At 53.1% G+C, this 22,624-nt stretch carries 18 protein-coding genes; all 18 read left to right on the top strand.

Going from position 1 to position 22,624, the window contains the following annotated elements; all coding sequences use genetic code 11:
* Positions 1-81: 81 nt before the first annotated feature.
* A complete protein-coding gene (locus VJ651_RS10905; protein WP_324107482.1) occupies positions 82-2,997 on the top strand; it encodes an SNF2-related protein in 2,916 nt (971 codons plus the stop codon).
* Between the two features lie 12 nt (positions 2,998-3,009).
* Positions 3,010-3,201, top strand: a complete 192-nt coding sequence (locus VJ651_RS10900) for a hypothetical protein (protein ID WP_324107481.1) — start codon at positions 3,010-3,012, stop codon at positions 3,199-3,201.
* Positions 3,191-5,509: an AAA family ATPase gene (locus tag VJ651_RS10895; RefSeq protein ID WP_324107480.1), complete on the top strand. Its 2,319-nt coding sequence runs from the start codon at positions 3,191-3,193 to the stop codon at positions 5,507-5,509. The genes VJ651_RS10900 and VJ651_RS10895 overlap by 11 nt, the downstream gene beginning before the upstream one ends.
* Positions 5,506-7,272 carry a site-specific DNA-methyltransferase gene (locus VJ651_RS10890; RefSeq protein WP_324107479.1) on the top strand — a complete coding sequence of 589 codons (1,767 nt, stop codon included), beginning with the start codon at positions 5,506-5,508 and terminating at the stop codon, positions 7,270-7,272. The genes VJ651_RS10895 and VJ651_RS10890 overlap by 4 nt, the downstream gene beginning before the upstream one ends.
* Positions 7,269-9,989 carry a DEAD/DEAH box helicase gene (locus tag VJ651_RS10885; protein ID WP_324107478.1) on the top strand — a complete coding sequence of 907 codons (2,721 nt, stop codon included), beginning with the start codon at positions 7,269-7,271 and terminating at the stop codon, positions 9,987-9,989. Before VJ651_RS10890 ends, VJ651_RS10885 begins: the two co-directional genes overlap by 4 nt.
* Before the next feature lie 39 nt (positions 9,990-10,028).
* On the top strand, positions 10,029-10,574 hold the full coding sequence (locus tag VJ651_RS10880) for a hypothetical protein (RefSeq protein ID WP_324107477.1): 546 nt from the start codon (positions 10,029-10,031) through the stop codon (positions 10,572-10,574).
* Positions 10,571-11,677: a hypothetical protein gene (locus VJ651_RS10875; protein WP_324107476.1), complete on the top strand. Its 1,107-nt coding sequence runs from the start codon at positions 10,571-10,573 to the stop codon at positions 11,675-11,677. The genes VJ651_RS10880 and VJ651_RS10875 overlap by 4 nt, the downstream gene beginning before the upstream one ends.
* Positions 11,678-11,910: 233 nt before the next feature.
* Positions 11,911-12,411 carry a hypothetical protein gene (locus tag VJ651_RS10870; RefSeq protein WP_324107475.1) on the top strand — a complete coding sequence of 167 codons (501 nt, stop codon included), beginning with the start codon at positions 11,911-11,913 and terminating at the stop codon, positions 12,409-12,411.
* Between the two features lie 1,215 nt (positions 12,412-13,626).
* Positions 13,627-13,944, top strand: a complete 318-nt coding sequence (gene flhD, locus VJ651_RS10865; RefSeq protein ID WP_136416105.1) for a flagellar transcriptional regulator FlhD — start codon at positions 13,627-13,629, stop codon at positions 13,942-13,944.
* A gap of 40 nt (positions 13,945-13,984) precedes the next feature.
* Entirely contained in the window at positions 13,985-14,545 is a 561-nt protein-coding gene (gene flhC, locus VJ651_RS10860; RefSeq protein WP_136416107.1) for a flagellar transcriptional regulator FlhC, read from the top strand.
* A gap of 26 nt (positions 14,546-14,571) precedes the next feature.
* Positions 14,572-15,369 carry a class I SAM-dependent methyltransferase gene (locus VJ651_RS10855; RefSeq protein ID WP_324107474.1) on the top strand — a complete coding sequence of 266 codons (798 nt, stop codon included), beginning with the start codon at positions 14,572-14,574 and terminating at the stop codon, positions 15,367-15,369.
* Between the two features lie 201 nt (positions 15,370-15,570).
* Entirely contained in the window at positions 15,571-16,431 is an 861-nt protein-coding gene (gene motA / locus VJ651_RS10850) for a flagellar motor stator protein MotA (RefSeq protein ID WP_324107473.1), read from the top strand.
* Between the two features lie 27 nt (positions 16,432-16,458).
* On the top strand, positions 16,459-17,409 hold the full coding sequence (motB, locus tag VJ651_RS10845; RefSeq protein WP_324107472.1) for a flagellar motor protein MotB: 951 nt from the start codon (positions 16,459-16,461) through the stop codon (positions 17,407-17,409).
* 52 nt (positions 17,410-17,461) lie between these two features.
* Complete coding sequence (locus tag VJ651_RS10840; protein WP_324107471.1) at positions 17,462-18,007, top strand: chemotaxis protein; 546 nt, start codon at positions 17,462-17,464, stop codon at positions 18,005-18,007.
* A 60-nt stretch (positions 18,008-18,067) separates the two neighbouring features.
* On the top strand, positions 18,068-18,433 hold the full coding sequence (locus tag VJ651_RS10835) for a response regulator (RefSeq protein WP_324102599.1): 366 nt from the start codon (positions 18,068-18,070) through the stop codon (positions 18,431-18,433).
* A 56-nt stretch (positions 18,434-18,489) separates the two neighbouring features.
* On the top strand, positions 18,490-20,694 hold the full coding sequence (gene cheA / locus VJ651_RS10830; protein ID WP_324107470.1) for a chemotaxis protein CheA: 2,205 nt from the start codon (positions 18,490-18,492) through the stop codon (positions 20,692-20,694).
* A gap of 14 nt (positions 20,695-20,708) precedes the next feature.
* Positions 20,709-21,221, top strand: a complete 513-nt coding sequence (locus VJ651_RS10825) for a chemotaxis protein CheW (protein WP_136416122.1) — start codon at positions 20,709-20,711, stop codon at positions 21,219-21,221.
* 113 nt (positions 21,222-21,334) lie between these two features.
* On the top strand, positions 21,335-22,624 hold a 1,290-nt coding region (locus VJ651_RS10820; RefSeq protein ID WP_324107469.1), incomplete at its 3' end, for a methyl-accepting chemotaxis protein.

Below are 22,624 nucleotides of genomic sequence, written 5' to 3'. Positions count from 1 at the left end.
ATCTCCAAATCCATGTACTACAGTCCACATCAGCTAACCTATTTTGCGCATCAGTTAACTCGCCGAGCAGCCGCTGATTCGATGGAACGCATGGCTGGAGCATTGCTCGATGCGCAAGTCGATCTTAACCCGCATCAGATTGACGCAGCACTTTTCGCAACCAGTAACCCACTTTCCAAAGGCGCAATCCTTGCTGACGAAGTTGGCCTGGGAAAAACAATCGAAGCCGGGCTACTTATCGCCCAACGTTGGGCGGAGCGGAAGCGCCGCATCCTCGTCATCGCGCCTGCCAATCTTCGCAAGCAATGGCATCAAGAGTTGGCCGACAAATTCGGGCTGGCAGCGACGATTCTCGAAGCTAAATCGTTTCGCCAAAGCATCAAAGACGGCGTTGCCAACCCATTCGATGCAGCATCAGCCATTGGAGTCCGCACCGACAAGATTGTCATCTGCTCTTACCAATTCGCCGCATCCAAGGCGGAGGCCGTAAAAAATGTCGCTTGGGACTTGGTGGTCGTGGACGAAGCGCACCGGCTGCGCAACGTCTATAAACCCGACAATAAGACTGCCCGTACCCTACGTGACGCACTGTCGCATGCATATAAGGTGTTCCTAACTGCGACTCCACTCCAGAATTCGTTGTTGGAACTGTATGGCCTAGTCAGTTTCATTGACGACCGGGTATTCGGCGATTTGGATAGCTTCCGCACACAGTTCGGCCAGTTGCGCGATGCCGCTAGTTTCGACGCGCTTAAACATCGCATCAGCCCTATTTGCAAACGAACGTTACGGCGCCAAGTCGAGGCCTATGTCAAGTACACAAGGCGCATTCCGCTGTTGCGCGATTTTACCCCGGGCGATGATGAAACACGGCTGTATCAGATGGTGTCCGATTACCTTCAGCGCGACAACCTTTATGCGCTACCGAACAGCCAACGTCAACTGATCACCCTAGTGCTGCGCAAGCTATTGGCATCAAGCTCGTTTGCCATTGCCGGCGCACTCGAATCGTTGATCAAGCGATTGAGGCAAACTCTCGATGAGAAGGTGCCCGATGCGCTCGTTGACGAATTGGACGAAGACTATGAATCGCTGGACGAGACGGCCGAAGAGCTCGGCACAGATGGTGCTGAAGACTCCAAGAAGAAGACCGTTCAGGAGATAGCCGCGATTCGCGCCGAGATTGCCGAGCTAGAAGAATTTCGGCAGCTGGCAGTATCCATCACAGACAACGCCAAGGGCCAAACTCTGCTGCAAGCACTGAAGGTGGCGTTTGATCGGTTAGGTGAGCTGGGGGCGGCAAAAAAGGCGATCATCTTCACCGAGTCCCGACGCACCCAGGAATACCTATTGTCGCTGCTGTCTCGTACAGAATATGCCGACGGGGTGTTGCTCTTCAATGGCAGCAATACCGATCCGATCTCTCGCCGTATTTATGCAGAGTGGGTCGAGCAGCATAAGGGGTCGGGCCGTGTGACCGGATCGCGCACAGCCGACACCCGTGCTGCCTTGGTGGACTACTTCCGCGAGCGTGGGTCTATCATGATCGCGACCGAAGCTGGCGCAGAGGGGATTAATCTTCAGTTCTGCTCTTTGGTAGTGAATTACGACTTGCCGTGGAATCCCCAGCGCATCGAACAACGGATTGGTCGTTGTCATCGTTATGGACAAAAGCACGATGTAGTGGTCGTCAATTTCTTGAACCGCGAGAATGATGCGGATCGACGAGTTTATGAGCTCCTGGAACAAAAGTTCCGCTTATTCGACGGTGTCTTTGGCGCTAGCGATGAAGTGCTTGGTGCTGTCGAATCCGGTGTGGACTTTGAGCGTCGTATCGCCGACATATATCAGAATTGCCGTCATCCTGAACAGATACACGCAGCTTTCGAGCAGCTTCAACTCGACTTGGCGGGCGAAATCAACGACGCGATGCTCAATGCGCGCAAGGCATTGCTAGAAAATTTCGATGAAGACGTTCAGGAGCGCCTAAAAATAGCCAAGGCTGATGCTGAGACGAGTCTCGACCGGCTGGAACGCCTTCTGATGAGATTTACTCGTGCAATGCTCGACGGGCATGCGAAGTTCGACGGTGACGGCTTGTCGTTCATGTTGGAATCGACGCCACCTTTCTTGGACGGGATTCCTAATGGTGGGATCGAAGACATACCGCTTGGCCGGTACGAATTGCCGCGTCGTAGTGAGGACGCGCACGTGTACAGACTTCAGCATCCGTTAGCGCAGAGTTTGTTGCGGTTTGCGCAACGGACGCCGCTCGAACCCACCACACTGCACCTCGATTACGAAGCGTATGGCGCGAAGGTGTCCGTGCTTGATGCGCTGCGTGGTAAGGCTGGTTCCACTGCGGTTCTGCTACTGCGTGTGGAGTCCTTAGGGAGTACTGAGGAATACTTGCTTGCGGCAAGCATCACTGGAACGCAGCTACTTGATGCCGAGGTTACGGAAAAGTTACTCGCACTGCCTGGGCGTGTAGAAAACGAATCATGTGTCAATGTGCCACAACAGCAGGTCATGTCAACGCCCGAGCTTGCGGAGACGGAGCAAGTTTCCCTTGAAATTGGGAATCCCAATGTAAGGTTGCCCGACCCATTGAAACAGGAACTTTCCCGTCAAAAGGCGACAGTCATCGGGAGGATTGAACAGCGCAATCTAACATTGTTTGCGGACGAAAGCGAAAAACTCGATGCTTGGGCTGACGACCTAAAGATAGGGCTTGAACGGGAAATCAAAGAGCTGGACAGGGCCATTAAGGAGTGCCGCACTAAGGGGAAAGGTGCAGCTACTCTGGCAGAGAAGCTTGACCATCAAAAGGAGCAGCGAGCATTGGAGTCAGCTCGCGATAAGAAACGACGGGAACTGTTCGAGCGACAGGATGAAATTCAACGACGTCGCGATCTTTTGATTGAAGAGCTTGAGGTGCAGTTGCAGCAACAGGTCTCTTTAACAATGGTCTTGGAAGCAAACTGGACACTGGAATAGCTAGGGGAGGCTATGTCAACACCAAATCAACAATTGACGGAATTAATCTGTGTCGCACTAAGCGCCGCTGGCGTCGCAAACGACAAGGAAATTGCGGCGCTTCAGGCTCGCATCTTGTCGGGAAAAATCAAGTCAGAAGACTGGTACTTGGCTGTTGAAAACTCGCTTCCTCAAGATAGCAAGGAGGTAAGCGATGGCGACTAAGGCACCGCTAAAATTCCTGAGAATTAAAGAGTTTCGTGGATCGACAAAGGATTTTTCAATTGATTTCGATTCCAAGAAATCCTTAACCTTAATCTACGGCGAGAATGGTTCGGGCAAGACTACCATTTGCGATGCGTTCGACTTTGTAGGGAATCAAAAGGTCGGCTCTCTTGAGAACAGAGGACTCGGGCAACTGCACCCATACTGGCCGACCTTGGGAAAAAACTCCAGCGGCATACTTGTTGAACTTGCGGTCGATGGCACGACATGGAAAGCACAAGCCAACGCGAAGAATGTTTCTATTGTGCCTGCAAATGTTCCGCCACCTAAAATTGAAGTGTTGCGGCGCTCGTCCATTCTTCGTCTGGTTCAAGACGCACCTAAAGAAAAATACGACGCACTACGTCCATTTATCGACATTTCTCTTGTCGAGTTAGCTGAGACAGCATTACGCAATCAAATCAAGGAGACCCGTTCTACTCAAACTGATGCCGCAAACCGAATAGCTGAGAACAAGGAGACTCTTGAGCGATTGTGGAAAGAGGCTGGAAGTACAAACGGCACTGCGTTGATATGGGCGGAATCGGCAATCGGAAATTCCCCGTCCGATACAACAGCAGATGTTTCGTCATTGCGAACGGTCGTCACAGCATTAGAGGCGCTGATAAATCTAAAAGGCGATTGGGACACTTCAATTGGTGAACGTGAAGAGGCTGAAACTGCGATAGGAGTCGCCAAAGAGGCGCTATATCAGGCGGAGGCCGAGGCAATGTCCAATGATGCGGCATTTGAAAGAATTCTGTCGGCGGCAAAAGAACATTTTGATCAGCATGACGTTGGATCAGTGTGCCCACTCTGCGAGAGTTCCGAACGGGTTATGGGACTTGCACAAAAGGTTGGCGATCGTCTTGCTAAATTGCAGACACTTAGCGAAGCGAGGCAAACGCTTTCAACAGTACAAACAACATTCTCGGCGAAGAATGCAGTAGTAGAAGGACATCAAAAGAAAGCAAAGACACAGGCTGCAACGGCGGTAGAAAAGATTGGCAAGGCCCCAAAGGAATGGTCGGCTGGCAATCAAGGAATTATTGATGTGCTATCTGCTGTTCAGACAACTGGCGATCTAAAAAGCATTGATGTACTGGCATTAAGGAGCGCATGTGACGCAGCCGACGAGCATTGCACGACGCTTGAAAATCAAAATACCTGGCACAAGTCTGTGAAGACCGTGTACGAGCAATATCAGGAAAATTTGGTTCGCCAAGATAATGTGTCCAAGGTGTTGCCGAAGCTCGATAAGGCCTTGGAGATATGTGAAACAAAGCGCAAGGCGTTTTTGGACACAATTCTTTCAGCTATCGCGCAGAACGTCGGCCGGCTGTATGAAATCATTCATCCCGGAGAGGGGCTGAATAAAATAACGCTGAAACTCGACCCAAAGAAAACAGGTTCGCTTGACCTCTCAACAGAGTTCTTGTCCAAGCAAGATCAACCTCCTCATGCATATTTCAGTGAATCGCATCTCGATTCGCTTGGCCTTTGCATCTTTCTCGCTCTGGCAGCACTTCAAGACCCTGACAGAACGATTATCGTAATGGATGACGTACTTGGCAGCATAGACGAACCGCACGTGGATCGACTTATTGAAATGCTTTACGCCGAGTCGAAGAATTTCAAACATACAATCATCACGACTCACTACCGCCCTTGGCGAGAGAAATTTCGCTGGGGATGGCTCAAAAATGGGCAATGCGAGTTGATTGAACTTGGAGACTGGAATTCCATTAACGGAATCCGTACGACCGACCGTACCAAATCGCCGCTGATTGAACTACGCGAGCATCTTGCACAACAGCCGCAAAGCGCACAGGCCGCATGTGCTAGCGCGGGAGTATTGTTGGAAGCGATATGTGATTACCTGACAAGCCTGTACGAATGCGACGCGCCACGGCGAAAGGGAAAACTTACGCTCGGGGATTTGTTACCGAAGATTAATGGAAAGTTGAAGGATGCATTACGGGTTGAGGTCAAGCAGCCAGATGGTTCTTATGTGTCGATTCAACTGTCCGGGATACTCGATCAACTTCAACAAATGGCGCAACTCAGAAACATATTTGGATGCCATTACAACGATTTGTCACAACATCTACCCGCCAATGATGCGGCTCAGTTCGCATCGCTGGTTCATGAGTTAGGTGCCACTTTAATCTGTGATGATGAGGGCTGGCCGGGATCGGACAAGTCGGGCTCGTACTGGGCAACCCGCGATGAAACACGACGATTGCACCCGCTAAAGAAACCGAAATGACGAAACAAAAGCTGGAATTAACTTGGATTGGTAAAAGTGTGCGGCCCAAACTGGAACCGCGCATCTTACTGGAAGACCCTACCAAGAGCTATCACGCAAAACACCGGATTAGTGAAAATGATCTGTTCGACAACCGATTGATTTTTGGCGATAACCTTTTGGCGTTGAAGGCGTTGGAGCACGATTTTGCTGGGCAAGTGAAGTGCGTCTACATTGATCCGCCGTTTAACACGCAGCAGGCATTTGAGCACTATGACGATGGAGTCGAGCACTCCGTATGGCTATCTTTGATGCGTGATCGGCTAGAAGTCATTTACCGTCTCATGTCAGTTGACGGCAGTCTGTTTGTTCACATTGACGATAACGAGTTAGGCTATTTAATAGCATTGCTGGATGAAATATTCGGAAGATCAAATCGAGTAAGTATTGTTACTTTCAAGCAGAGTTCTGCATCTGGGCCAAAGGCTATTAATCCAGGATTGGTTACCACTAACAATTTTTTGCTGTATTACGTTAAGGACAAATCTGCTTGGACACCGAATCGGGTTTTTGTTCCTACTGTTCGTGATGATCGCTATTCAAAGTGTATCGAAAACTTCGATGCTCCATACGCGGAATGGCGTTTGGTGGGATTGCGTGATGCCTTTTTACGGTCTACAAGCCTGCAGTCATGGGATGACGCGAAGAAGAAGTATATGGACAAGCTGGAAGAAAGGTTGACACAGTTCGTGCTTGCCAATGCTGAACGTGTCGTTCGTACAGCGCGTGTAGCGCCAAAAGACGTGAACGAGTCAGCAAGAGAAGCGTTGTCCGCCTCATTAGTTAACACGGGAACTGTTCATAGGAGCGTCCGTGAGGGAAAAGAAAACTACTATTTCATCAATGGTGAGCAACTGATTTTTTACAAGGCGAAGACTAAGGAAATTGACGGGCGCGTTTGTACCGCGTCCCCCCTTACGAATCTATGGGACGATTTGCTTTCTAATAATTTGCACAATGAAGGTGGGGTTGCGTTCCCAAATGGGAAAAAGCCAGAATCATTGATCAAGCGTTGCTTAGAGTTATCAACTAAACAGGGCGACCTTGTATTGGATTCATTTGCAGGATCTGGTACGACAGGAGCTGTTGCCCACAAAATGAAACGTCGCTGGATTTTGGTGGAACTTGGTGATCATTGCGATACACATGTACTGCCGAGATTGCGTCGTGTTGTAGATGGTGAGGATGTTAGTGGGATAACAAAAGCGGTGGGCTGGAAAGGCGGCGGTGGTTTTCGCTACTACCGTCTTGCGCCCAGCCTACTGCAGCAAGACCGCTGGGGTCAATGGGTCGTCAATAGGGAATACAACCCCGTGATGCTAGCAGAGGCGATCTGCAAGCTGGAAGGCTTCACCTATGATCCGAATGATGCACATTACTGGATGCATGGACATAGCAGCGAGTGCGATTTCATCTATGTCACCACGCAAAGTTTGAATGCCGATCAGTTGCAGGCGCTTTCCGACGAGGTCGGTATGGAGCGCAGTCTGTTGGTCTGTTGCAGCGCCTTCCGCGGCGATGCGAACCGCTACCCGAATCTCACGCTGAAGAAGATCCCGAAGATGGTGCTGAAGCGGTGCGAGTGGGCGCACGATGACTACAGTCTAAACGTCCGCAATCTCCCGCTTGCAAAGCTTGAAACGCCGGAACCAGAAGCTGTGCCCAAAAAGATTACCAAGGAAATCAAAAATCAAGCGAGTTTGTTTGATGGAGGTGATGAATGACCTTCGATCAATCAGTTCGCTCAATCCAAGGTCGGATGAGCCTACGCACACCGCAGACTGAAAGTTTACGGCGACTGGCGGAGGCGCTTGACGATGTACCTGCGCTACGCAATCCGGCAGCACGTTCGCCGGAAGAGTTGCTGCAGATGGTAGAAGCTTTGAAGGCCAAGTTTGGTAAGTTGTCCGATTTCGAGCGCGATTTTCCTTCCCTGTGTTTTGCGTTGGCAACTGGCGTGGGAAAAACACGCCTAATGGGAGCATTCATCACTTATCTGCATGCGATGTATGGTTACAGGCACTTCTTCGTGCTTGCGCCTAATCTGACAATCTACGAGAAGTTGATTCGTGACTTCAGCGAAACCACGGGCCCGAAGTATGTTTTCAAGGGCATTGCCGAGTTCGCGGTAACGCCACCCGAGATTGTCACCGGCGATAACTATGAACAGCGCGGCACTAAGAGTTTGCTAGGTGGGATCGAGATTAACATCTTCAACATTTCAAAACTCAATTCAGAGGTACGTGGGGGCAAATCGCCACGCATTAAGCGGCTCTCGGAATATCTTGGACAAAGTTATTTTGACTACTTGGCCGGGTTGCCCGACTTGGTACTCATCATGGACGAATCGCACCGCTATCGTGCCAGTGCAGGTGTGCGGTCGTTAAATGAATTAAAGCCATTGCTGGGCTTGGAATTGACGGCCACTCCTTTCACCGAAGGGAGCAAGGAGCCTGTGCCGTTCAAGAATGTGGTCCTGGATTATCCTTTGGCGCGTGCTATCGAAGACGGTTTCGTTAAGGAGCCGGCGGTTGTGACGCAGCAGAACTTTGATCCTAGCGCGCATAGTGCAGAACAGCTGGAGCGCATCAAACTGATGGACGGAGTGCGCGTGCATGAAGAAACCAAAGTGCATCTGCTGACATACTCGCAGCAAAACTCAGCCAAGCTGGTGAAGCCATTCATGTTGGTGATCGCACGAGATACAACCCATGCAGCGGCACTAATGGCGACCATTCAATCGGACGAATTTTTCGGTGGGCGCTACAAAGGCAAGGTCATTCAGGTGGACAGCAGCCGGTCTGGTGCCGAAGAAGAGGAGATGATTCGTCGCCTATTGGCCGTGGAGAGCTATAACGAACCGACCGAGATTGTTATTCACGTCAATATGCTAAAAGAGGGGTGGGATGTGACCAACCTCTACACGATTGTGCCATTACGTGCTGCAAATGCACGAACATTGATCGAACAGTCGATTGGTCGAGGCTTGCGGTTGCCCTTTGGGCGCAAAACGGGTGTTGAAGAGGTTGATCGACTGAACATCATCGCCCATGACAAGTTTCAGGAAGTAATCGAGGAAGCCGGTCGCAGCGATTCGCCGATTCGTCTGCGTGAACTGAAGCTGTCGCCGACTACATCTGATAATACCGGCCTCAAAAGCATTGTGGTCGAGCCGAGCGTCAATGTGTTACTTGGAGTGGCTCAGGTACATAGCCCATACTCTGCTGCTGGGGCGTCTACCGAAACGAGCGCCGTGGTAGCAGGTACGGCTGCAATATACAGTGGAGAGCAACGGAAGATTGCTGAAATTGCGATGGACGTGATCGCGGAGATAAGTCGTTCTCACACTATAGCTCCTAATAGCGCCGCCCTGACACAAGCAGAGGTTCAGCAAGAGATCACAAGGCGAGTTGAGCAGCGAATTGTGCCTACACAAGGTGAGCTTCTCGAAGATGAGCAGCGTCCATCAGTGGCGGATATTGTCAAGAAAACGGCGGAGGTCTTTGCAGAGCACGCCATTGACATCCCTCGTATTGCAGTTGTCCCAAAAGGGCGGGTCGAAACGGGTTACAAGAGTTTCCAGATTGACGTATCGAAGATCAATTTCCTGCCGCAGGATCAGCAATTGATTTCGCATGGCCTGAAAACGGGTAAGCAAATCGAGTACGGCGACTCATCAGTAGTAGAGGAATCTCGATTCGAGGACTACATCGTACGCGAGTTGATCAACTTCGACGACGTTTCCTATGATGAGCACGCTGACCTAATCTACGATCTGGCGGGGCAAGCAGTTGCACATTTTAAAACCTATCTGAAAACTGATGAAGAGTTGCACAATGTTCTTGGCAACTATAGCAAGAATATTGCGGAGAATATTCATCTACAGATGGCTCAGCACTACTACGAGGATATCGCAGAGTCAGAGGTCGTTGTAAGACAAGGTTTTGCACCGTTGAAGCCGTGTGCTTTCACTTCAGAAGGGGAGGTCCTTTCGCTGCAAGACACTCCCCCTGATAAGGGGAGAATTGCGCAGTACGTCTATGGCAACTTTTCCCGCTGCAGCTATCCATTTCAGAAATTTCACTCTGACACTGAACGGGTGTTGGCGACGATCCTTGAACGGGAATCGTTGAAGTGGTTTAGGCCCGTGGCCGGTCAGTTCAATATTTATTATCACGTTGGTGTGAACCAACCAGAATATGTGCCGGATTTTGTCGCGGCGACCATAGATGCCAACTTGCTGATTGAGACAAAAAAAGCGATGGACATCGACACAGCCGAGGTGCAAAACAAGGCAAAGGCAGCTGTGATTTGGTGCAAGCAGGCGAGCGAATATTCCACGAAGCATGGTGGAAAGCCTTGGCGCTATCTGCTGATTCCGCATGATGTGGTTGCGCCGAATGCGACGTTGTCTGCTCTTGGGGGGCGCTACACTTTGTAGGCGCATCACGCAAATAGCAGGTAAGGGGCGGTGCTAGATATGGATAAACTCAAACTACGGCTTGAGTCGCTGCATGAACGGCATATAGGCTTGACGCAGGCGTTGAGTGATACCTACTATGAGGCCGCTACTGTGTGTCTGAGTCGCCATCATGACTCTCCTGTAGAAATTGATATCGCTAACGGCAAGGCCACGAGCACGCAGGTGGTTGAATTCCAGAAGCCCGACCGTCGTACAGAAAACGCATGGGCGAACGAAATTGATACCACGGAAAGTGGAGCGTATGGCGTTTGCTTAGCAGCAGTTGAAGTGGCTGAAAAATTAGTAGCAGTGCGTCGAGCTGAGACACTTACTGGGGCTGACTGGCATGTGGCGCCGATTGGTGCTGAACCGGAAGACCTTGAGAATTGTTTTCGCCTGGAAGTATCTGGTGTTGATGGAGGTGGCAAGTCAATCGTCGATGCGCGGCTACGGCAGAAGGTAGAGCAGACAAAGAGAGGGTCGAGCAATATCCCTGCGATTGCAACGGTTGTTGGATTTAAGGAACGAATTGTTTCAATAAAGAAAGTAGAGGGCGCGGAATGACCTGGGCCGAGCTTCATGCGGAGAGTGAACGTCTTGCGATAGAAGCATCGCTGGCGCTACGTGCTCGCAATCTCAGCCTTGCAACCGACTTGTACAAGCGCGCCGCAGAATTTGAACGGCAGGCACTTGACCAACTGGATATATCGAAAGCCAGAACTCGCGGTATTACCGCAGTGAGCGCCGTTGCTCTATGGTTCAAGGCAGCTGAATTTTCGTCGGCCGAGCAGCTTGCCCATTCGATGCTGGCTGATTCTCACATTCCTGAGTTCGCACGGGAAGAATTGAGAAATTTGGTTCAAGCGATATGGACGGAAAGCTCCAAGCAAAAGGCTGGAGTATCGTTCGTACCGGGGCAGGTTATGGTCTCTGTCAAGGGCGGAGAAGTAGTGACTGGCGGCGCTCCTCTCGATCTGATCGTCGATAAGGTTCAAACCATTCAGTCGATGTTTTACAGAACGATTGAGTTCTTGAATGGCATATCGCATCGTCGCGTTGGCCGGCCAGCGAAGGAATTGCAGGAAGCGTGCCGTCCGTGGCTATTTCAATCTGCTCCCGGTAGTTATCAATTTTCCGTTGCTATTCAAAAGCCTGCTCAACCTGATTTTTTTAAAGAAGACATCGAGCCTGAGCGTTTAGCTCAGCATTTTCTAGAAATTGTCAGTGCCTCATCCAGCGACGATAAAGAGCTACTTGAAAAGCTAGTGCCAGATGAAAGCTATCGAGGTACGTTTCTAAAGTTGGCAAGAAATTTGACCCCCACTGGTAAGACGTTTGATCGGATTGAGTTTCGTGCATCGGGCGAAACACGACCGGTCGCGCTGAGTGTAGAGGCTCGACAGAATATCAACCAGCAATTACGCAAAAAACCTTCCGAAGCGAAAGCCGTAGAGGAGGAGCTTGAATTTCGCGGAACGTTGCGAGCGGTGCATCTCGACAAAGACTGGTTAGAGTTCTCAGTGGATGGGAACTCAATGCGTGTCGAAGGACTTCAAGATGCCGTGGACGACGTAATTGGCCCAATGGTGAACCGTTCTGTCATAGTGAAAGCAATTCGTGTGTCAGATAAGAAATTACGGTTTGTAGATATTGAGCTTGCTGAATGACGCAAACACTATAGTTCGTGCAAATAAATAAATTAATATCGGCGCGGCTTTGATTGGTGCAAACTTATAACATGCATCTCCACGTATTACCCCCAAATCAATTGTTTCGGTTTTATATATCGGACGGCAGTACTTCACGTGCAGTTTTGTGGTTCAAGTGTAGTGCGAATGGCGATCTGGTCACTAAGCCGTGCTCGAAGGCTCCAAAGATTCTTCGCACGAGAGGAACGTTTGTGAATGGGCGATTTACCGCCAGTCAAGCGATGGAGGATCTGGGGATATCATTGGACAACAATGATGCGCATCCACACTTTACATTTCACCCTTCAGGAAAACATCATCAGAAGCCCATTGTTAACGCGCCTGGGCAACAGTCTCATCTACCGAGATTTGACTTAAGGCATTTGACCGACCTGCAGGAGGTGGTAAAGCATATACTTGCTACACCGGATGCCTATCCTGTTGAGAATCCAAAGGACAAATTTTGTGCCACGATAACAGGGGCCTACACTACGCACCAAGTTACCGAGCTTACATTTCACGTTTCTCCTGTTGATTTAAAAAGCGGACGCATCCTCGACAAGGACATAATTCCTAACGCGACAGCGCGTGTCATGTGCACTCAGCCATCTCTTCCGCAATCCGTATTGATTCAAGTAGTGCATGCAATGGTAGATCGACCTGATACCGGCAATATGCATGTAATGGCGATCCCTGTTACAGCGGAAACTTAGTTTTAAGTTAAGCGAGCGCGGAGATAACGATTTAATGCCAATGGCATATGCTCTATGCAAATGTTGCAAAAAAGTAACGATTAGTCCTGCGAGTCACTCAGTAATAACGGCGGCTATGTCAGCGTAATTGCATGGGAACATTTTGTTGGTATATTTGATGGTACATCAAAGTTTTTTATATATAAAAGCTATATTTGGTGCGGTCTACAACGAATAATGTGAATGACTCCGTCGCCAGATAACATGAAGCCCCGATCGGGGCTTTTTGTTTTTTATCTCATGGTATGCGTGATGATGCCCATGTCGCGCCATGTTGTTCCAGAGCGCCGCAGATTGCGGCTTCCCAGACGTTAGAGCTGCTCTGATCCATGATTTGTGCGGACAACGATGTGCGGGATTATTGTTGTGCATCGCACCGATCTCCGATCGATCAAGTGCCAAGCATTACGCTACACAGATACGTCAAGTAGCTGCTTGGCGGTTGATGGGCGCGATCTGCGCACAATTCCATTTCTTCTGCTGCATCAGCTGCCATCAATACAAATGGGTGGCTTTACGTGCAATACGGCTTGCCCGTAGGCCGGCAGGTGCGGCCACAATATCCGCTTTGCGACTCACGCCGTAGCGCATGGCCAGGCCGAACAGAAGCCGGCCTCGTAGATGCCTTCTTTGCTTTCTCTTCAGTGAGATTAATAAAAAAGCAATAAAAACTGGAGGCGAGGCTGATGGTCTAAAAAATTGCTCTCCCTCCCTAAAGTTTCGGCTTCTTGCGTCCGATAAACCTCAGAGCAGGTAAGCGAGCAAAAATATTTCAAATATTTTTGTGCCAGACCCTAAAGTTCGGCGAAATGCGGCCGTTATACAACACAGTGGTATGACGAATAGTTTGAAATAAATCGGCGAAAGCCACTTATTGCAATCCTGAGCGCGTATAAGAAAAACAAATTTTTACAATTTATTTCCCGGCCGGAACGGCTGAAGCGATCCGCCCTAATCGCCTTGAAAGCCGCTCCACGAGCCGATCTCCGCACTTTTTCGAGAGTGCGGATGCAATGCTGCCTGGCGCTTGTAAGACAAACGCCTACAGGTGGCGTTCGCGTGCGCCTGACTGAAAATACGGCGCAGTGCCTATTTCCATCAAGCAAGTTCAAGGTCAGAATTCATCTCACTGGGATGCCAGTAGGAAATATTTTCCATAGGGCAAGGGAGATGAAAATGAACACGAACGACATGATGGCTGAAATTCGCGACGCTAATTTGAGCTATTTGATGCTCGCACAGCAAATGATTCGTTCCGATAAAGCAACAGCCATTTTCCGGCTGGGGATCAGCAGCGAAATCGCGGATTTGATCGAAGGTCTGAACAATGCCCAGATTCTGAAGCTCGCCGGTACCAATATGATGCTGGCGCGGTTTCGCTTCGATGACGGCGCTATTCTCGGTATGTTGACGAATTACAACAAGGACCGCGAGCTGGCACATTCGCATGCGGCAATCCTGATGGCAGGCCAGCAGGTCGAGGAAATTTCCTGATCGGTTTTATTGCGGGTGTTGGAGACGAGGCGAGGGCAACATGGCGAAGAAAAGCGTAGTCACGGAAGCGCAGGAAATTCAGCTCGCGATCGAGCTCATCAATCTGGGCGCGCGCCTTCAACTGCTTGAGTCCGAAACTTCCCTGTCGCGGGAGCGGTTGCTGAAGCTGTACAAGGAACTCAAGGGAGTTTCGCCGCCAAAAGGGATGCTGCCGTTTTCGACCGACTGGTTCATTACCTGGCAACCGAACATCCATTCTTCACTTTTCATCAATATCCACAAATACCTGGTCGAACACGCGCAGATCTCGGGGATCGAGGCTGTGATGAAGGCCTACAAACTCTACCTTGAGCAGGTGGAGCCTGATGCGAGCGGCGAGCCGGTCTTGTCGCTGACGCGCGCCTGGACGCTCGTGCGCTTCTTCGAAAGCAAAATGCTGGAGACGGCCTGCTGCAACAAGTGCGGCGGCGATTTTGTCGTGCACCGTCTCGACCTCCACGCCGACTATACGTGCGGACTGTGCCATATGCCGTCGCGTGCCGGGAAAACCAAGAAGGCAAGGGACGAGGCCGCAGGTTCTGCAGCCGTATCGTCGATTTGATTCTGCTTGATATCAAAAGATCAATAATGGATGGCGGCCGTCCGCAACAGGGTGTGCCGAACGCCAAGGCATTTCGCAGCGCTCCAGCCGTTCAGGCGCTGCTGATCCAGGCGATTTCTTTCGCCCTGGTGCTGGTCGTGGCGTACGCCATGTCCGCGCTGACAAACAATCAACTCAGCATAGGCGGTGCCGCGATCCTGCAAGGTGTGGTCGCGGCGAGCATTTCACGCTGGCGCGACATGGCGGCATGGTGGGCGCCGATTCAGCTACTGTTTCCGATGGCGGCAATCATCGTGCCGGCGATGCATTTGCCGACCTGGATATTCCTCGTCGCATTCATTCTGCTGCTCGGCTTGTTCTGGACGACCTTCCGTACGCAGGTTCCGTACTATCCATCCACGCCTGCCGTGTGGGAGGCGGTAGCTGCCTTGCTGCCGCGAGAACGCTCCGTACGCTGCATCGATATCGGCAGCGGGTTTGGCGGCTTCATTCTGCGCATGTCGGCCCTGAGACCGGAAAGCGTTTTCACCGGTATCGAAGTGGCGCCGCTGCCTTGGCTGGTCAGCGCATTGCGTGCGGCGACGGGCCGCAGCAACGCGCGATTCGTTCGCGGTAATTACGAACGGCTGGATCTGGCTGACTTCGACGTCGTGTTTGCCTATTTGTCGCCGGCCGCAATGCCTTCGCTGTGGCGCAAGGCAAGCGCGGAGATGCGTCCGGGTACGCTACTGCTCAGTTGCGAGTTCGACATTCCCGGTATCGAACCGCACATCGTCAAGCGCGCATCGAAGGATACCGCCCCCTTGTACGGATGGCGCTTTTGACGGGCGCCGGACACGCGCTCCGCATCGTCGCTGCCTGTCTCTGCTCAAGTTCCTCGCTTTCGAGTCGTAACCCCAAGTGAAAGGCGTCTTTCGGATATCTGTTCGACCTTTATAAAAATTTACTGGTTGTTATCCTGAATGCGAATTGGCAGAATGTTGAATTGAGGAAATAGCCTTTTCAAACAACCGGAGCACTTACCCTTGCTAGTCCTTGTTGGTTATCTCATTGTTCTTGGCTCCGTTTTCGGTGGCTTCGCTATCGCCGGCGGGCATCTGGCTGCCCTGTTGCAGCCGGTCGAACTTCTGATGATCGGCGGCGCCGCGGTCGGCGCTTTTTTTGTCGGTAACAACGGCAAGGCGATCCGCAGCACGCTCAAGGCACTGCCGACGGCGCTCAAGGGGTCCAAGTACACCAAAGCGCTCTACATGGAGCTGATGACCTTGTTGTTCGAAATTCTCACCAAGGTCCGCAAGGAAGGCTTGATGTCCATCGAGGGCGACATCGACAAGCCGGAAGAGAGCCCCATCTTCAGCAAGTACCCCGGCATTCTGTCGGACCATCACATCATCGAATTCATGACCGATTACCTGCGGCTCATGGTCTCCGGGAACATGGATGCGTTCCAGATCGAGAATCTGATGGATAACGAAATCGAAACGCATCATTCGGAGGGGGAGATCCCTGTGCATACGGTTGCCAGGATGGGCGACGCGATGCCGGCATTCGGTATCGTGGCCGCCGTGATGGGCGTGGTGCACACGATGGAGTCGGTCGGCCTGCCGCCGCAGGAGCTCGGCATCCTGATCGCGCATGCTCTGGTCGGCACCTTCCTCGGTATTCTGCTTGCCTATGGCTTCGTCGGCCCCTTGTCCAGCGTGCTGGAGCAGAAGCTGCACGAGTCGTCGAAGATGTTCCAATGTGTCAAAGTGACATTGTTGGCGAGTTTGAATGGTTATGCGCCGGCGCTGGCCATCGAGTTTGGCCGCAAGGTGCTGTTCTCGACAGAACGGCCGTCGTTCATGGAGCTGGAAGAACACATCAAACAATCCAAGTCCAAGTAAGAACGAACCTCAGAAACGGAAAACAACATGGCCGACGAAGGGCTTCGTCCCATCATCGTAAAGCGGGTCAACAAATCCGGCGGCGGCCATCACGGCGGCGCGTGGAAGATCGCGTATGCGGATTTCGTGACTGCGATGATGGCCTTTTTCCTGCTGATGTGGTTGATGGGCTCGACGGCGAAGGGGGATCTGCAAGGGATCGCGGAATATTTCAAGACTCCCTTGAAGGTGGCCATGTCTGGCGGCAGCGGTGCCGGCGATAGTTCCAGCATCGTGCAGGGCGGCGGCAAGGACCTGACGCGCAAGGATGGTCAGATCAGAAAAGCGGATGATCCCGAAATCAAGAAGACCTACAATTTGCAAGCAACTCATCTGCGCGATGCCGAGAAGGAGCTGGAGCGCCAGGAGATGACACGCCTGCGAAGCCTGAAGGCGCGCATCGAAGAAGCGATCGAGGCAAGACCCACGCTCAGACAGTTCAAGAAGCAGCTCTTGATTGATATTACAACAGAGGGCTTGCGTATACAGATCGTAGACGAGCAGAATCGACCTATGTTCGCTCTCGCGAGCGCGGAGCTGCAGCCTTATACCAGGGAGATTCTGGTCGAGATAGGACGTGCGTTGAACGATGTGCCCAACAGGGTGAGCCTGTCGGGCCATACTGATGCGAAGCCGTATGCTAGTGGCGAAAAGGGATACAGCAATTGGGAATTGTCTGCCGATCGGGCGAACGCGTCGCGCAGGGCGCTGATCGCGGGGGGCATGGATGAAACAAAGGTGCTGCGCGTGGTCGGTTTGTCATCAGCCGTACCTGCGGACAAGAGCGATCCGTTCAACCCGATCAACAGACGGATCAGCATCATCGTAATGAACAAGAAGACGGAAGAATCCGCATCCAAGGACGGTGGGACGGTAGATGTATCCAGTGAAGCGCAAGCCAAGAAAGAACTGGTTAACGCTGCGGCCGCCGCGCATTGAATGATGTTACCTGTAGTCTGGACGACTAGCGGTATGGGGGCAGGATAATTTCATGACAAGAGAAAAATTGTTGGGCTCGCAAGTCAGGCACTTGTTATCCAACTTGTCTGATCACGGGACGCAGCATCTGACCGAGGTCGAGACAGACCTTGTGCAGACGAGTTTCCTGCTTGGCGAAGCGATCGAGAAACTCGGCGCCAGTTTCATGGCAATCCACGAGGCGATCACGGCGCAGCAGGAAGCAATCGACTTGCTGCTTTCAGGCGCAAAGCCGACTCCCGAAATCGCCGAAAAACTCAAGGCCAAGCACAAAGAGATCGGTCAGCATGTGAACGCGGCCGTCACCGGACTGCAATTCCAGGATATGACCAGCCAGCTGATAGGACGTACCGTCCGGCGCGTGACCGGACTGCGCGACGTCCTTGGCGGCATCGGATCCGGCAGTTCCGGCATCACGGAAGGCAATGCGGAAGAAATCATCGACACGCTCAACAGTATCAACAAGGTGCTTGAAGAGCAGAGCCTGAAACTTGAGAGTGCGCTGTGGAAGGCGGTCTGCCAGACGCACATGGAGAGCGGCGACATCGAGCTGTTTTAGCACGACAAAATTTAGGAAAGCGGGTGCGTCCCGCCAACGAGAATAGCAGGAGTTACAGAGATGGCAAAAACGATACTGGCGGTGGACGACTCTGGTTCACTACGACAAATGGTTGTATTCAGCTTGAGGGCGGCGGGCTACCAGGTGACCGAAGCCGTGGATGGCCAGGACGGCCTCGACAAGGCGAAGGGGCAAATCTTCGATCTCGTGCTGACCGATCAGAACATGCCGCGCATGGACGGGCTGACCCTGATCCGATCCTTGCGTGGCCTGGCGACCTATCAGAAGGTGCCGATCCTGATGCTGACGACGGAATCCAGCGACGAAATGAAATCCAAGGGCCGCGCGGCCGGCGCCAACGGCTGGCTGGTGAAGCCGTTTGATCCGCAACGCCTGACGGAAGTCGTGAAGAAAGTCATTGGCTGATCATCGCCGGTGCGTAAGTGCAGAATCACATGAAGTGTAGATGATGGAGTCCGATAATGACCATTGACATGAGCCAGTTCTTCCAGGTGTTCTTTGATGAGACCGAAGAACTTCTCGCTGAAATGGAAAAGCTGCTCCTGGCGATCGACGTGGCATCGCCTGACGAAGAGGACTTGAACGCGATCTTTCGCGCGGCGCATTCCATCAAGGGCGGTGCCGGCACCTTCGGGCTGACGGATCTGACCGAAGTGACGCACGTGCTGGAATCCTTGCTCGACAAGATTCGCAAGGGAGAAATGGCACTTTCGGCGGAGCATGTCGATGCATTTCTCGTCGCCAAGGATGTGCTCAAGATGCAGTTGGACGGACATCGCTTTCAGACACCGGTAGACCAGGAAGCCGTGGGCGATGCGCGCATGATGCTGCAGGAATTGTCGCAGAGTGAGGTGCCGCATGCGATGCCGGCGGCGGCACTCGACGTCGAACCGTCGGATGGCGAGCAGAAATCGGCCGGGCCGCGGAATGCCGGCGCCCGCCAGTTCCGAATCGAATTGCCGCAAGTGCCGGACAAGGATATCGAAGCACTTGGCGCGGAAATGGGCTTGCTGGGCGAGATCAGCAGGGCGGCAGGTGAAGGCGGCCACACGGTGTTTACCCTCGTTACTGCGAGCAGCGTCGAGGACATCGTCGCCATCTGTTCATTCATCCTCGATCCGGACGATCTGAAGATTACCGAAGAGACCGCGCCGCGCGCGATGACGCCGGCGGAATTGAAGGCTGCCCAGGAGGAAGCGCAGGGATATGGCTTCTTCGAGCCTTTGGAACATCAGTCCGAGGACCCTGCGGCGGTTGCAGCTGCGGCCAAGGCGGCGCAGGAGGCGAAGCAGGGTTACGGGTTCTTTGAGCAGCCGTTCGAGACGCAGGCCATAAAAGATGCAAGGGAAGGCATCGTCAGAGTCGAGCAAACGACTGCTGCGGCTGCGCAGGCAGAGCCGCACGAGACGGTGGCAATGCCCGCGCCGGAAAAGAAGTCGGCGCCCAAGCGCGACGACAAGGGTGCGCATCATAGCCAGGAGACGACGTCGATCCGGGTCGGCATCGAGAAGGTCGACCAGTTGATCAATCTGGTGGGCGAGCTCGTGATTACGCAGGCGATGATCGAGCAGCGCACCGGATCGCTCGATCCGATGGTGCATGAGCGCCTGCTCAATAGCGTCAGTCAGCTCACTCGCAACACGCGCGATTTGCAGGAAGCGGTGATGTCGATTCGTATGATCCCGATGGATTATGTGTTCTCGCGTTTTCCGCGCATGGTGCGCGATCTCGCGACCAAGCTGGGCAAGCGCATCGAATTCGTGACCCATGGCGCGGCCACCGAACTGGACAAGGGCTTGATCGAACGCATCGTCGATCCGCTCACGCATCTGGTGCGCAACAGTATCGACCACGGTATCGAAATGCCGGATGTGCGCAAGGCCGCAGGCAAGAGCGAAGTCGGCAAGTTGTCCTTGTCGGCGGGGCATCAGGGCGGCAACATCGTGATCGAAGTGACCGATGATGGCGGCGGACTCAACCGTGAAAAAATTCTCGCCAAGGCCAAGTCGCAAGGGATGGCGGTGTCGGACTCAATGACGGATGCCGATGTCTGGCAACTGATTTTCGCGCCGGGTTTTTCAACCGCGGAAATCGTGACCGATGTGTCGGGACGCGGTGTCGGCATGGACGTGGTCAAGCGCAATATCACGGCCATGGGCGGGATTGTCGAAATCCGCTCGGCGAAGGGTTTCGGCACGACGATCTCCATCTCGCTGCCGCTGACACTGGCAATCCTGGACGGCATGTCGATCAAGGTTGGCGAGGAAATCTACATTCTGCCGCTCGGCTATGTGGTCGAGTCGCTGCAACCGGCGCCGATCGACGTCAAGGAAATCACAGGCCAGGGGCGCGTGGTGAAAGTGCGCGGAGAGTATCTGCCGCTCATTCCCTTGCATCAGATGTTCGGCATCGAACCACGCTTTACCGACCCGTCGCAGGGCATCGTCGTGATCCTTGAATCGGAAGGGAAGAAGGCAGCCCTGTTTGTCGATGACCTGGTTGGACAGCAGCAGGTCGTCGTGAAGAATCTTGAATCGAATTACCGCAAGGTAGCCGGCATTTCCGGCGCAACCATTCTCGGCGACGGCGGCGTCGCCCTGATCATCGATGTGGCGGCCTTGTTGCGTTCAAGTCGACAACTCGCCGACGAGTCCATCTTCTCCTGATAAGGAAATCAGCCATGACACAAACTGTTCAAAACAACGTTCAGGCAATCGGCGAAAAAACCGATCGTGATATCGCCGGCCGTGAATTCCTTGCCTTCACGCTGGGCAAGGAGGAATACGGCATCGACATTCTGAAAGTTCAGGAAATTCGCGGTTACGAAACCGTTACCCGCATTGCCAATGCACCCGACTTCATCAAAGGCGTGGTGAACCTGCGCGGCATTATCGTGCCGATCGTGGACATGCGCATCAAGTTCCATCTCGGCGAGCCGACCTACGACCAGTTCACGGTCGTAATCATCCTGAACGTTGCGGGTCGCGTCGTGGGGATGGTCGTCGACAGCGTGTCGGATGTGACCACGCTGTCGCCGGAACAGATCAAGCCCGCTCCTGAAATGGGTACGGCGCTCAATACCGACTACCTGATCGGCCTGGGCACGATTGATCAGCGCATGCTGATTCTGGTCGACATCGACAAGCTGATGTCGAGCGCGGAAATGGGGTTGATTGACAAGATCGCAGCATAAGTAAAAGCCGTTTCGGGAGAAGCCGCACAGAGCGGCTCCGGAACGTGGGAAGAGACAAATCAGGGTCATCGGCAAAGTATCGGTGAACCGATCCACAAACTGAGGGTGCGACCATGCTTAGCAACTTTACTATCAAATCACGACTGGTGTTCGTGATCAGCTTTCTTTCGCTCTTGCTGATTGGCAGCGGGGTTGTCGGAATAACGAGTTTGAGCGGTGCCAACAGCTCGTTGAAGACAATGTACGAGGAACAGCTCGTTCCGACGCAACAATTGAGTCAGGTGGCGCGCCTGATCGGCGACAACCGCGTGTCGGTCGCCGAGTCGATGAACGGCGACCCCGCGGTTGTCGTCAAGCGGATGGACGCGGTGATGGCTCGGGTGGACGAGGTGAGCAAGCTGTGGGACGCGTACTCTTCCCGCGCCTTGGATCCGGATGAAAAGAAACTCGCCGCAAAGACCAATGAGCTTCGACAGAAATTCGTCACTGACGGCTTGAAGCCCACCGTCGAGGCCTTGCGCAACGCCAATGTGCAGCAGGCGATGGAACTGGAGGCCGGCCCGATGACGCAGCAATACTCAGCATTCCAGGAAAGCCTGGACGCGCTGATCAAGCTGCAGCGCGATCAGGCGAAAACCGCATTTGAAAAAGGACAGAGCACTTATCTCACTGTCCGCAATATTTCCATTCTTGCGATCTGCGTCGGTGTAGGGCTTTCGGCACTCATCGGCATGTGGCTGATCAAGGCGATATCGGTACCCTTGAATGAGGCTGTGCGGCTTGCCAAGGCGGTATCGGAAGGCGATCTGTCGCAAAAGATTGAAATCACCTCGCGGGATGAAACCGGCCAGTTGCTTGCCGCGCTGAAGATCATGAACGACAGCCTGTCGCACACGGTCGGCCAGGTCCGCAGCGGCACCGAGACGATCGGTGTGGCTTCGCGTGAAATCGCCTCCGGCAATGCCGACTTGTCGTCACGCACCGAATCGCAGGCGAGCTCGCTGGAGGAAACCGCCTCCTCGATCGAGGAACTGACCTCGACCGTCAAGCAGAATGCGGAGAACGCGCGCCAGGCCAACCAGTTGGTCGTGTCCGCGTCGGACGTCGCCATGCGCGGCGGTCGGGTGGTCGATCAGGTGGTCGAGACGATGGGCGCGATCAAGGACAGCTCGCGCAAGATCGTGGACATCATCGGCGTGATCGACGGCATCGCCTTCCAGACCAACATCCTGGCGCTGAACGCGGCGGTGGAAGCGGCGCGTGCCGGCGAGCAGGGACGCGGCTTCGCGGTGGTGGCGGCCGAGGTGCGCAATCTGGCGCAGCGTTCGGCCGGTGCGGCCAAGGAGATCAAGGCGCTGATCAGCGACTCGGTGGAGAAGGTGGATGCAGGCAGCAAGCTGGTG

Origin of the sequence: Noviherbaspirillum sp. (assembly GCF_035254865.1) — a bacterium.
In the GTDB taxonomy this organism is placed as follows: domain Bacteria; phylum Pseudomonadota; class Gammaproteobacteria; order Burkholderiales; family Burkholderiaceae_D; genus Noviherbaspirillum.
The sequence above is the reverse complement of the archived record's forward strand: the minus strand, read 5'-3'. Positions and strand labels throughout refer to the sequence as shown.